Origin of the sequence: Acetobacter papayae JCM 25143 (genome assembly GCF_000613285.1) — a bacterium.
In the GTDB taxonomy this organism is placed as follows: domain Bacteria; phylum Pseudomonadota; class Alphaproteobacteria; order Acetobacterales; family Acetobacteraceae; genus Acetobacter; species Acetobacter papayae.
Window position 1 is genome coordinate 1 of the sequence record NZ_BAIN01000076.1, and the last position, 10,772, is coordinate 10,772.

General features: G+C 60.4%; 9 protein-coding genes and 5 pseudogenes. 12 read left to right on the forward strand and 2 right to left on the reverse strand.

Annotation, left to right across the window (positions count from 1 at the left end; translation table 11 throughout):
• The 10 genes and pseudogenes from JCM25143_RS12975 to leuB form a co-directional block, all read left to right on the forward strand.
• Positions 1–539 (forward strand): ATP12 family protein (locus JCM25143_RS12975; RefSeq protein WP_025861515.1); only part of this gene is annotated, 539 nt, incomplete at its 5' end.
• A 139-nt stretch (positions 540–678) separates the two neighbouring features.
• Positions 679–2,078: pseudogene (ffh, locus tag JCM25143_RS19570) on the forward strand (signal recognition particle protein).
• A 62-nt stretch (positions 2,079–2,140) separates the two neighbouring features.
• Positions 2,141–2,490: pseudogene (rpsP, locus tag JCM25143_RS19575) on the forward strand (30S ribosomal protein S16).
• A 17-nt stretch (positions 2,491–2,507) separates the two neighbouring features.
• Positions 2,508–3,050, forward strand: a complete 543-nt coding sequence (rimM, locus tag JCM25143_RS12990) for a ribosome maturation factor RimM (RefSeq protein WP_025861516.1) — start codon at positions 2,508–2,510, stop codon at positions 3,048–3,050.
• A complete protein-coding gene (gene trmD, locus JCM25143_RS12995) occupies positions 3,047–3,790 on the forward strand; it encodes a tRNA (guanosine(37)-N1)-methyltransferase TrmD (protein WP_025861517.1) in 744 nt (247 codons plus the stop codon). Before rimM ends, trmD begins: the two co-directional genes overlap by 4 nt.
• Positions 3,791–3,812: 22 nt before the next feature.
• Positions 3,813–4,196 carry a 50S ribosomal protein L19 gene (gene rplS / locus JCM25143_RS13000; RefSeq protein WP_025861518.1) on the forward strand — a complete coding sequence of 128 codons (384 nt, stop codon included), beginning with the start codon at positions 3,813–3,815 and terminating at the stop codon, positions 4,194–4,196.
• A gap of 22 nt (positions 4,197–4,218) precedes the next feature.
• A complete protein-coding gene (locus JCM25143_RS24855) occupies positions 4,219–4,341 on the forward strand; it encodes a hypothetical protein (protein WP_267879963.1) in 123 nt (40 codons plus the stop codon).
• Between the two features lie 108 nt (positions 4,342–4,449).
• Positions 4,450–5,851: pseudogene (leuC, locus tag JCM25143_RS19580) on the forward strand (3-isopropylmalate dehydratase large subunit).
• On the forward strand, positions 5,851–6,474 hold the full coding sequence (gene leuD, locus JCM25143_RS13015) for a 3-isopropylmalate dehydratase small subunit (RefSeq protein ID WP_025861520.1): 624 nt from the start codon (positions 5,851–5,853) through the stop codon (positions 6,472–6,474). Before leuC ends, leuD begins: the two are co-directional and overlap by 1 nt.
• 24 nt (positions 6,475–6,498) lie before the next feature.
• A pseudogene (gene leuB / locus JCM25143_RS19585) lies at positions 6,499–7,619 on the forward strand (3-isopropylmalate dehydrogenase).
• Between the two features lie 121 nt (positions 7,620–7,740).
• Here leuB and JCM25143_RS22825 read toward each other — a convergent pair.
• Positions 7,741–8,618: pseudogene (locus JCM25143_RS22825) on the reverse strand (MBL fold metallo-hydrolase).
• Between the two features lie 581 nt (positions 8,619–9,199).
• Positions 9,200–9,403, reverse strand: a complete 204-nt coding sequence (rpsU, locus tag JCM25143_RS21635; RefSeq protein ID WP_081773585.1) for a 30S ribosomal protein S21 — start codon at positions 9,401–9,403, stop codon at positions 9,200–9,202.
• Positions 9,404–9,628: 225 nt separating this feature from the next.
• On the opposite strand from rpsU, the gene def reads away from it, so the two are divergent.
• The gene (gene def / locus JCM25143_RS13035) at positions 9,629–10,159 is read left to right on the forward strand and encodes a peptide deformylase (protein WP_025861523.1); all 531 of its coding nucleotides are present in this window, start codon (positions 9,629–9,631) and stop codon (positions 10,157–10,159) included.
• A partial coding sequence (locus JCM25143_RS13040; RefSeq protein ID WP_025861524.1) for a ubiquinone biosynthesis protein COQ9 occupies positions 10,156–10,772 on the forward strand: 617 nt, incomplete at its 3' end. The genes def and JCM25143_RS13040, both read left to right, overlap by 4 nt.

The window sequence follows — 10,772 nt, forward strand, 5'->3', positions numbered from 1 at the left end:
GGAGCTTTACCCCGGCGGAACTGCCGCTAACGGGTATTGCTGGCTCCATGCTTGAGCGTATTCCGGGGGCGCGTGAAGGTGTGCGCGCCAGCCTGCTGGCTTATGCGGGCAGTGACCTGCTGTGCTACCGCGATGCCGCAAACCCTGCGCTGGCCGAGCGGCAGCGCACGGAATGGGACCCATGGCTGAACTGGCTGGCCCGAGAAACAGGCGCGCGGCTTGAGGTGACGCTGGGCGTTATGCCGTGGCCCAGTCGGAGCGAGGCAGTGGAGGCCTTGAGGGGCGCTCTGGCAGCCTGTTCGGATGCCGAACTGGCGGTGCTGGGGGTTGCGGCCCCTGCTCTGGGCAGTCTCGTGCTGGGGCTGGCCCTGCTGCGCGAGGCGGCGTCTCCTGCGGCGCTGGCGGCTTGCGCTACGCTGGACGAGCGTGCGCAGATGGCTGTCTGGGGTGAAGACCCCGAGGTAACGGACCGTATGGCCGCCATGCAGGATGAAGTGGAACACGCCGCACGTTTTCTGGTTCTGTTCCGTCAGGGGTGAAGGGTGGCGGGGCGGTTTAGGCCCGGCCTGTAAATATCTTGACAGGGGGGAGGTGATGGCCTAACCCCGTCTCACACAAAGAACCGCCACCTCGCGAGTGTTCGCGCAGTGGCGCGTTTTGTTATGGGGTATAGTACTGGTGTTCGAAGCGCTTTCAGGCAGGCTTTCCGGGGTTTTTGACGGGCTCGCAAAACGTGGCGCGCTGTCCGAAGCCGACGTGATGGAGGCAATGCGCGAAGTCCGTCTGGCCATGCTGGATGCAGACGTTGCGCTGCCTGTCGTAAAAGACTTCGTCAACAAGGTACGTGAGCGCGCCATTGGGCATGAGGTGCTGGACAGCATTTCGCCCGGTCAGGCTGTTGCGAAAATCGTTAACGATGCCCTGATCGATGCCCTTGGTGGCGCGGGAGCCGTGCCGCTCAACCTTAGTGCTGTGCCGCCGGTGCCGGTGCTGATGGTGGGTTTGCAGGGTTCTGGTAAAACCACCACGTCCGGCAAGCTGGCCCTGCGCCTGCATGAGCGGGACCGCAAAAAAGTGCTGCTAGCCTCGCTGGATACCCAGCGCCCGGCGGCACAGTTGCAGCTTGCCCAGCTTGCCACGCAGGCCGGTGTGGTTTCCCTGCCGATCGTAGCGGGGCAGACGCCGGTTGAAATCGCCCGCCGTGCCATGGAAACAGGCCGGCGCGAGGGGTATGATGTCGTCATTCTGGATACGGCGGGCCGCCTGTCCATTGACGAAGCCCTGATGGACGAAGTCCGCCAGATCCGTGATGTGGTAAAGCCAGCGGAAACCCTGCTGGTGGTGGATGCCATGACCGGGCAGGACGCGGTCAACACCGCCAAGTCCTTTAACGAGGCGGTGGGTGTCAGCGGCGTTGTCATGACCCGTATGGATGGCGATGCCCGTGGCGGTGCCGCCCTGTCCATGAAGGCCATTACCGGCGCGCCCATCAAGCTGACCGGTTCGGGCGAAAAGCTCGATGCGCTGGAAGAATTTCACCCCGAACGTGTCGCCGGCCGTATCCTCGGTCTTGGCGATATTGCCGGTCTGGTGGAAAAAGCCGCCGATACCCTCGACCATGAGGAAGGGGAACGCCTCGCCAAGCGGATGATGGCTGGTAAGTTCGATCTGGACGACTATGCTCCCAGATCCGCCAGATCAACAAGCTGGGGTCTATTTCGGGTATTCTCGGCATGCTGCCGGGTATGGGCAAGATCAAGGACGCCATTGGCGACAAGGATCTGGATCAGTCCATCCTCAAGCGGCACCTTGCTATTATTTCGTCCATGACCAAGGGAGAGCGCCGTGCGCCCTCCATCATCAAGGCATCACGCAAGAAGCGTATTGCCGCCGGGTCAGGGACAACGGTTCAGGATGTCAACAAGCTGCTCAAGCAGTTCGATATGATGTCCTCCATGATGAAGCGCTTTAATAAACTGGGTGTGAAAGGTCTCATGCGCCAGGGAATGTCTGCGCTCATGCCTAAGGGAATGGGCGGAGGCCCGTCGGGTGGACCCGGTATGCCTCCCTTCCGCTGATGCGGGCTGTTTCCGTCGGTTATGTTTTCGGGTTTTTGTTTTTGGGTCTGGAGTAAGTCCGAATGAGTCTTAAAATTCGTCTCGCCCGTGCGGGTGCAAAGAAGCGCCCCTACTATCACATTGTTGTGGCCGACAGCCGCAGCCCGCGCGATGGCCGTTTCATTGAAAAGGTAGGGGCCTATAACCCCATGCTGCCGTCCGACCACGCTGAGCGCGTGCGTCTGTTGGTGAGCGCATCACGCACTGGCTTTCTCAGGGCGCGCAGCCCACGGACCGTGTTGCCCGCTTCCTGGGTAACGCTGGTCTGGCCGAAAAGCCCGTTTTCCGTGAGCAGCCCAAGAAGGCCGCTCCCAAGAAGCGTGCTCAGGAACGTGCCGCCGCTGCCGCCAAAGCAGCCGAAGCCGCAGCCTGAAGCCTGTCTGAACCGCCATGTCTCCTGATCTCATCCTGATCGGTGTTGTGGGGAAACCGCATGGAGTGCGCGGCCTTGTGCACGTGCGCTCCTATGCGCAGGACCCCACTTCGCTCGAACAGTATGAGGCACTGCTTGATGCGCAGGGCCGTCGCTGGTCAGTGCGCTGGCGCGGTGGAGAAGGTGTGGCGGAACTGATAGACGCGCAGGGTCGGCCTCTGGCTGACCGTACGCAGGCGCAGGCCATGGTCAACATGCGGCTTTATGTGCCGCGTGATGCTCTGCCCGAGCCGGAGGAAGAAGAATTCTACCATGCCGACCTGATCGGTATGGAAGCATTCGAAAACGGTCTTTCTCTGGGGCGGGTAGCAATGGTGCATGACTACGGTGCCGGTGCCAGTCTTGAGCTGGCAGGCGGCGTGCTTGTGCCCTTTACAAAGGCCTGCGTGCCACAGGTTGACCTGAAGCAGCGCACTCTGAGCGTAATCCGCCCGACTGATGTCGCGGGGGAGGAAGGCCGGGGTGTGGGGCGTCCGGTGCAGGCTGGGGTATCGGCATGACATGGCACGCCACGGTGCTGACGCTATTCCCGGAAATGTTTCCGGGGCCTCTGGGGCTCTCCCTTGCGGGACGGGCACTGGAAGCAGGGGTGTGGTCGTGCCGGACCGAGGATCTGCGCCAGCATGGGCTGGGGCGGCATCGGGCTGTGGACGATACGCCGTTTGGCGGTGGCGCGGGCATGGTCATTCGACCGGATGTGGCAGATGCCGCCCTCAGGGCAGCGGATGTGGCCGCAGACGTGCCCGTGGTTTATCTGACACCACGTGGCAGGCCTCTGACCCAGCAGACGGTGCGCCGTTATGCGCAGGGTCCGGGGGTTATGCTGCTGTGCGGACGGTTTGAAGGGGTGGACGAGCGCGTGTTGCAGGCACGTGGCGTTGAGGAGGTTTCCATCGGGGATTATGTTCTCTCTGGTGGAGAAACCGCAGCGCTGGTCCTGCTGGATGCGTGCGTGCGCCTGCTGCCCGGCGTGATGGGGAGCGAGGAAAGCGGCGTGGAGGAAAGTTTTTCCGAAGGGCTGCTGGAATATCCGCACTATACCCGTCCCGCTGAATGGGAAGGGCGTGGTGTGCCGGAAATCCTGCTTTCAGGTAACCATGCCGCCATTGCGGCCTGGCGGCGTGGGCAGGCGGAAGAAACAACGCGGGAAAGAAGGCCGGATTTATGGTCCGCCTGGCTGGCCCGCAAGGAAACAAACAGGGCTGTAGCTGTGGGCGGGGCCGCACAGGCAGGCCAGTAGGGGTTTGAGGAAGGATACCGAGATGAATATCATTCAGCAGTACGAAGCTGCGGAAATCGCGCGGCTGACAGCGGAACGCCCTGTTCCGGAATTCGAAGCAGGCGATACCGTGCGCGTGTCCGTGCAGGTTAAGGAAGGCGAGCGCGTGCGTCTGCAGGCGTTTGAAGGCGTTGTGATTGCCCGTTCCAACAAGGGCCTGAACAGCAACTTCACCGTGCGCAAGATTTCCAATGGTGAAGGTGTGGAGCGTGTGTTCCCGCTCTATGCCCCCACCGTGGCCGAAATCAAGGTTGTGCGTCGTGGTAAGGTGCGTCGCGCGAAGCTGTATTACCTGCGTGGCCGTAGCGGCAAGTCCGCCCGTATTGCCGAGCGCCCGCGTGAAGTGGTTGCTCCGGTCGCCGGTTGATCCGGTAACGGGCTGAACAGCCATGGCGGCCATAACGCCGCCATGGCTCGCGCGCGAACAGGCTGCATGCAGCCTGCTGGCCCGGTTGGCGCAAAAAGCTGGCCGGGTTTTCGTGCGCATACGGGTATCATTGGTGCCTGTGTAACAGGGTCTGGTGCGGGGGCTGTTTTGCTCTTGCCGATTATGTATCAAGCACACCGCCCCGCCGTTCTGACCCACGGCATGGACAGGGCTGGATAAGAAGGAGGTGGCCATGGCGCCGCGCACGTTGTTCGACAAGATCTGGGATGATCATGTCGTGGAAACTCTGCCCGATGGCACCTCCATCCTTTATATAGACCGTCATCTTGTGCATGAGTCACCAGCCTCAGGCGTTCGAGGGGCTGCGTCTGGCCGGTCGGCGGTTGCGTCATCCCGAGCGGACGATTGCCGTGGTGGACCATAACGTTCCCACTTCGGACCGCACCCAGCCGATTGAAGAGCCGGAAAGCCGGAACCAGATTGAAACGCTTGAACGCAACGTGAAGGAATTCGGGGTACCGTATTTCCCGCTGCTGTCGGCCAATCAGGGGATCGTTCATGTGGTCGGGCCGGAGCAGGGCATTTCCCTGCCGGGCATGACCATCGTGTGTGGTGACTCCCATACCTCCACCCATGGCGCCATGGGCTCTCTGGCATTTGGCATCGGCACGTCTGAAGTCGAGCATGTCATGGCCACGCAGACCATTCTGCAAAGACCGGCCAAGAACATGCGCGTGATCGTGGAGGGGGTGCCCGGTCATGGTGTTTCCGCCAAGGACATCATGCTGGCGATCATCGGGCATATCGGCACGGCAGGCGGCACAGGCCATGTGATTGAATTCGCGGGTTCGGCCATACGCGGGCTGGACATGGCTGGCCGTATGACGTTGTGCAACATGTCGATCGAAGCGGGCGCACGGGCTGGGCTGGTTGCACCGGACGAGACGACATTCGAATATGTGCGTGGCCGTCCTTTCGCCCCCAAGGGTGAGGATTTCGATCGCGCCGTTGCATACTGGAAAACGCTGTCTACCGATGAGGGTGCGCATTTCGACAAGGAAGTGACCCTGCGGGCCGAGGATATCAGCCCGACCCTGACATGGGGCACCAGCCCCGAAACGGTGCTGCCAATCAGCGGCACCGTGCCCGACCCGGCACAGGAACCCGACGAAGCCCGCCGCACGCAGATGCAACGCATGCTGGACTATATGGGGTTGCAGGCGGGTCAGGCTATCTCAGGCACGCCGGTCGATGTCGTGTTTATCGGGTCATGCACCAATAGCCGGATTGAAGACCTGCGCGCCGCTGCACAAGTGGCCGAGGGGCGCAAGGTAGCGCAAGGTGTGCGCGCCATGATTGTGCCCGGTTCGGGCAATGTGAAGCGTCAGGCGGAGGAAGAAGGGCTGGACAAGGTCTTTCTCGAAGCTGGTTTTGAATGGCGCGAGGCGGGTTGCTCGATGTGTCTGGGCATGAACCCCGACCGTCTGACACCGGGGCAGCGTTGTGCGTCCACATCCAATCGTAATTTCGAAGGCCGACAGGGGCCGGGTGGGCGCACGCACCTGCTTTCGCCCGCCATGGCTGCGGCCGCGGCCGTTACGGGATGCCTGACGGATGTGAGGGAACTGGTCTGATGGAAAAATTTACCACACTCTCCGCCATTGCTGCCGCCCTGCCGGAAGCGAATATCGATACGGACAAGATCATTCCCGCGCGGTTTCTCAAAACCACCCAGCGCACGGGGCTTGGGCAGCACGCTTTCGATGCCATGCGCTACCGTGAGGACGGGTCGGAAAATCCTGATTTCGTTCTCAACCGCGATCCGTGGCGCAAGGCGGAAATTCTGATCACCTTCGACAATCTCGGCTGTGGTTCCTCGCGCGAGCACGCGCCGTGGGCTCTGCTGGATTTTGGCATACGCTGCGTGATCGCGCCCTCCTTTGCCGACATCTTCTTCAACAACTGTTTCAAGAACGGCATTCTGCCCATCAGCCTGCCGCGTGATGTGTGCGAACGCCTGATGGATGATGCATCCATGGGGGAAAACGCCCGTCTGACGGTCGATCTGGCCCGACAGGTCGTGATCCGGCCGGATGGTGAGGAAGTGGCGTTTGAAATGGATCCTTTCCGCAAGCATCTGCTGCTTGAAGGGCTGGATGATATCGGCCAGACCCTCCAGCACGAGCAGGGTATCACCCGGTATGAAAACCGCGAGAACCAGGAAAAATCCTGGATGCCCTCCATCCATATCGACTGATTTTTTCTTTTTTCGGAGCGCGTCATGAGCGAGCAGAAGCCCCCCGTTAAACTTCTTGTCCTGCCGGGCGATGGTGTTGGCCCGGAGATCATGCAGGAAGCGAGCCGGGTTCTTGCCTGGCTGGAAAAGAACCGCAACGTCACGTTCGACCTGACCTATGATCTGGTTGGCGGTGCGTCTCTGGCCGAATATGGCGTGCCGATCCGTGATGAAGTGATCGAAAAAGCTGGGCATCGGATGCTGTACTGTTTGGCTCTGTGGGCGACCCGAAATGGACGCATGTCGGTTTTGATAAGCGGCCTGAAGTTGCCATTCTCAAGCTGCGGCAGGAACTAGGCCTGTTTGCTAACCTCCGCCCGGCCAAGGTGTTCGATGCGCTGGTGGATGCCAGCACCCTCCGCCCGGAAGTGGTGCGCGGTCTTGATATCATGATCGTGCGCGAGACCGTGGGCGGCATCTATTTTGGCGAGCCCCGCGGGATTGAAACTCTGGCGGATGGTAGCCGCCGGGGTATCAATACCGAGGTGTATACCACGGGCGAAATCGAACGCGTTGCGCGTGTGGCCTTTGATCTGGCCCGCAAGCGTTCGAACCGGGTTTGCTCGGTTGAAAAATGCAACGTCATGGAAAGCGGCCTTCTGTGGAAGGAAGTCGTAACGGATGTGCATGCCCGCGCCTTCAAGGATGTGGAACTGAGCCACATGCTGGCGGATAACTGCGCCATGCAGCTTGTCCGTAATCCCCGCCAGTTTGATGTTCTGGTAACCGGCAACCTGTTTGGCGATCTGCTGTCCGATCTGGCATCCATGCTGACGGGCAGCCTTGGCATGCTGCCTTCCGCTACGCTGGGGGCCGTGCAGGAAAACGGCAAGCGTCCGGCCCTGTATGAACCCATTCATGGCAGCGCGCCTGATATTGCAGGGCAGGGTGTTGCTAACCCCATCGCACAGATCCTGTCGCTGGCCATGCTGCTGCGCTATTCGCTCGATATGCTGGCGGAAGCGGACATGATTGAGCAGGCAGTGGCCAATGTGCTGGCCAGCGGCCTGCGTACGGCGGATATTATGTCCGAAGGCATGGCGCGCGTTGGCACGGCTGTTATGGGCGAGGCCATTGTGCGCGAGCTGGACAAGCTGCAGAAATAAGAAGCAGGCCCTGTCTTTCCACCTATGGGGGAAGGCTGAGCTTCGTATTCAAAAGGGGCGCTCGTACCGGGCGCCCCTTTTTTATTGTATCCCGCTCATCAAATCTGATGCAGGTACAAGGTCAATCAAGCGGCCATTGCTGGGTATGCAGCAGGTTCTTGGGAGGCGTTTCCTGTCGTAACCCCGTAAGGGGGGCACCTTGGGTCTCGACACGTCGCCACCATGTGTCGGGTTTTTCTTGATGTGTCGGTTCGATTGCTTGTCCAAGAATGGGCATGAGCAACGGCACGTCGTTCCGTTCGGCCAGAGTGTACAATACCTCTGCCGGTTGATCCCATGTATGCGTGGACAGGCGGAAAGTGGCCCAGTGTATGGGTAGCAGCGCTCCGCCCCCTAACAGGCTATGAGCCTTCATTGCGTTTTCAGGGCCAAGGTGCATGTCGCCCCAGGCAGGGTGAAAGGCGCCGATTTCCAGCATTATCAGATCGAACGGACCCAGCCGGTCACGAATAGTCTGGTACTCGCTTGTCAGGCCGGTATCGCCACTGAAAAACACGCTATGGTGCGGGCTGCGAATGACCAGAGAAGACCAGAGCGTGGCATTACGGTCTTTGAAATTGCGACCGGAAAAATGCTGTGAGGGCGCTGCGGTAACGCAGACCTCGCTGCCGGGGAGATGATAGTCCTGCCACCAGTCGAGTTCGATAATGCGTTCGCTCGGTACGCCCCATGCCTGTAGATGGCTCCCACGCCCAAGGAGGTAATAAACGGCAGGTTCAGCCGGTTGAGCGCACGGATTGTCGGATAGTCGAGGTGATCGTAATGGTCGTGAGAGATCAGAACCGCATCAATCGGCGGAAGGTTCTGGATAGAGAGCGGCACGGGTTGGAAGCGTTTGGGGCCAGCCCATGACAAGGGCGAAGCCGCGCGCCCCAGACCGGGTCGGTCAAAAGGCGCAAACCGCCGATTTCTATCAGCACTGTCGAGTGGCCAAGCCATGTCGCGCGCAGGCCACTATGCGGTGGGTGCCGCCAGTTCTCCCGAGGGTCAAGCATTGGGAGTGGCTTTGAGGGAACGCGCCGTTCGCCACCGAACAGAAAATCAGTGAGACCAGGAAACGGCACCGAAGAATCGCGCAGGCCCGGCGCGATGGGAAAGACATTGCGGAAACCGCCGTCTTGCCACTGTGGCGATGCCTGCATGCGTTCCAGACGCAAGCCGTGAGCACGTTGACCCAAGGATTTCATGGCGTGACCTCAACATGTTGGATTGGGTTCAGGCGCTGTGGTGAGTGGGCAAGCCTGTTTTGCCAGATTTTACCCGCATGGCAGGGAGGTGCGGTTGCCACATTTTTCGAATGGACAGGGAGTATATGGCGCCCTTCGGATTGAAGAGACCTGTTAGCCTTATCACCGATAAAGGGGTGACACGACTCTTCAGTGCGGATGAGTGGTTTCACCGCCTCGCGCACCGGAAACACTTGAGGTTCTGGCGAGGTTAGTGTTCTGGCTGGCAAAATGGCCAAAAAAAAGGCCGATCCGTGCGGGATCGACCTCTTTCGTCCTGAAGGGGAGGAAGGCTTAGAAGCCTTCGCGTTCCAGGCGCTTGCGTTCCATCTTGCGGGCGCGACGCACGGCTTCTGCACCTTCACGCGCTTTGCGCTCAGACGGCTTTTCGTAATGCCGACGGAGTTTCATTTCACGGAAAATGCCTTCGCGCTGCATTTTTTTCTTGAGCGCTTTGAGAGCCTGATCGACATTGTTGTCACGGACTAGAACGTGCACTTGGTCACTAACCCCTGTTCAGAAAAATCCGGTCGCCCGGCTTTTTGGAAGCCAAATTGGAAATAGGCACCGCCTCGCCGCGAGGGCGAACCGATTCCCCTGTTGGCGGTCTCTATAACACTGTTTGAATCGAAGATACAATTTGTTCTTGCGCTTTCGATGCGCACGGAAACGTGTTTCAAGCAAAAAAAATGCCGCGTGACGCATGAAGGAACAATAAAAGCGATGGCAGTTCTTGCGATAGCCCGTATGGGCCACCCTGTTTTGCTGGCCAAGGCACAGGGCATTGACGATGTGCACGCTCCCGAAATCCGCCGGCTGATATCGGATATGCGCGAAACGCTGGAGCAGAGTGGCGGCGTGGGGCTGGCGGCTCCGCAGGTTTATGTTTCGTACAGGCTTTTTCTGTATTCCGTTCCCCAGAGCCGTAGTGAAGGGCCGGATGACCCGGCCTTGCCGGTGCAGGTGATCATCAACCCCGAACTGGAACCGTTTGGCGATGAAACGCAGCTTCGCATGGAAGGCTGTCTGTCGCTACCGGGATTGCGGGGCGAGGTGCCGCGTTACAAAGCGGTGCGTTATCGTGGGCTGGATGAAAACGGGCAGGCGGTTGAAGGCGTGGCAACAGGGTTTCGAGCGCATGTCATGCAGCATGAAATGGATCATCTCGATGGAATCCTCTATCCCATGCGGATGACGGATCTGAGCCGGATGGGCTTTGATGCCGAAATGGTGCGGTATGGGGGAAAAGCATGAGCATGCGGCCAGCAAATCTGAAGCAGGCTGTCTCACTGGCGGCCACGGCACTTGCCACCGGGGTTATGCCGCAGGCAATGCCGCGCGATCCGGCGCGAGATGCAGCCTTGCGTGCTCTGGCCGCCGTGGCGGGTGAACGTGGTTGGGGCCTGTCTGTTCTGCGGGATGTGGCAGGCGCGCAGGCGGAGTTGCTGTTCCCCGGTGGTGAGGCAGAGCTTGTGGAAGCCTGGTCAGACCTGTGTGACCGCGACATGCTGGCCCATATGCAGGATACGCCCGAACCGCGGCTGAGCCTGCGTGTGCGTGAGGCGCTGCTCTATCGCCTGCCTTTGGATGAGGCAATGCGGCGCGCTGCCTCCCGTGGCGTTTCGGCGCAGCTTGTTGGGGGCGGGCAGGCGGCGTTCCGGCGAGAGTGGATGCGCACGGTCAACGCGATCTGGATGGCCGCGCGGGACGAATCCTCCGGGGCTACTTATCTGACCAAGCGTTTGACGCTGGCGCAGGTTTACGGGGCTACTTTCCTTTACTGGCTGGCGGGCGTGCCGGATGAGGCCGCGCTTGCCGCGTTCGTGGACAGGCGGCTGGCCTGTGTGCGGCGTCTGGGGCAGGCCCG

Bases quoted from the DNA above. Each gene is read 5' to 3' on its own strand.
- rimM (WP_025861516.1), top strand. From the start codon at position 2,508: ATGTCTCCTGATCTCATCCTGATCGGTGTTGTGGGGAAACCGCATGGA.
- trmD (WP_025861517.1), top strand. From the start codon at position 3,047: ATGACATGGCACGCCACGGTGCTGACGCTATTCCCGGAAATGTTTCCG.
- rplS (WP_025861518.1), top strand. From the start codon at position 3,813: ATGAATATCATTCAGCAGTACGAAGCTGCGGAAATCGCGCGGCTGACA.
- JCM25143_RS24855 (WP_267879963.1), top strand. From the start codon at position 4,219: ATGGCGGCCATAACGCCGCCATGGCTCGCGCGCGAACAGGCTGCATGC.
- leuD (WP_025861520.1), top strand. From the start codon at position 5,851: ATGGAAAAATTTACCACACTCTCCGCCATTGCTGCCGCCCTGCCGGAA.
- def (WP_025861523.1), top strand. From the start codon at position 9,629: ATGGCAGTTCTTGCGATAGCCCGTATGGGCCACCCTGTTTTGCTGGCC.